This window comes from Streptomyces aurantiacus JA 4570 (genome assembly GCF_000414115.1).
Taxonomy (GTDB): domain Bacteria; phylum Actinomycetota; class Actinomycetes; order Streptomycetales; family Streptomycetaceae; genus Streptomyces; species Streptomyces aurantiacus_A.
On record NZ_AOPZ01000200.1, the window covers coordinates 1 to 930 of the forward strand.

The 930-nt window shown below is 70.1% G+C and carries 1 protein-coding gene; it reads right to left on the reverse strand.

Going from position 1 to position 930, the window contains the following annotated elements:
• A partial coding sequence (locus STRAU_RS19850) for an acyltransferase domain-containing protein (RefSeq protein WP_037660597.1) occupies positions 1 to 930 on the reverse strand: 930 nt, incomplete at both ends.

Below are 930 nucleotides of genomic sequence, written 5' to 3' on the forward strand. Positions count from 1 at the left end.
GGGCAGCGACTGCATCAACTTGCCGCGCGCAGCCACCAGTTGGGCCGCGTCCTCCAAGGACCAGAGCCCAGCTACGTACGCGGCCGTCAGCTCGCCGATCGAATGCCCACCGACGATCTCCGGCCGCACCCCGAACGACTCGGCCAGACGGTAGAGGGCCACTTCCACGGCGAACAGCGCGGGCTGCGCGTACCCCGTCTGCTCCAACAGACCGGCATCCTCGCCGAACATGACCTCCTTCAGCGGACGGTCAAGCAACCCGTCCAAGTGCGCACACACCTCGTCCAGCGCGTCCGCGAACACCGGGAAGGTCTCGTACAACTCCCGGCCCATACCGAGCCGCTGACTCCCCTGACCGGTGAAGACGACGCCGAGACGTCCCTCGACCACGGCACCCGACACCACACGGCCCGAACCACCGGAGGCCAACGCCTCAAGGCCGGTCAGGAAGTCCTCCCGCTCCCGCCCGAAGACGACCGCCCGGTGGTCGAGCGCGGCCCGCCCGGACAGCAGGGACCAGCCCGCGTCGACGCAGTCGAGCGCCTCGTATCCGGCCGCGAACTCGACGAGCTTTCCGGCCTGCGCGCGCAGGGCGTCCGCGCTGCGCGCCGACACCAACCACGGCACAGCACTGGATAGAACGACCGTTTTAGCGGCCGCAGCAGGTTCGCCCACCGGCGCCTGCTCCAGAATCACGTGGGCGTTCGTGCCGCTCACGCCGAACGACGACACACCCGCGCGACGGGGCGCGCCGCCGTCCCGCTCGGCCCACTCCCGGGACTCCGTCAGCAGCTCGACAGCCCCAGCCGACCAGTCCACATGAGAGCTCGGCTCGTCCACGTGCAGGGACCGCGGGAGGACACCGGCGCGCATCGCCATGACCATCTTGATGACACCGGCGACGCCCGAAGCGGCCTGGGTGTGCCCGAT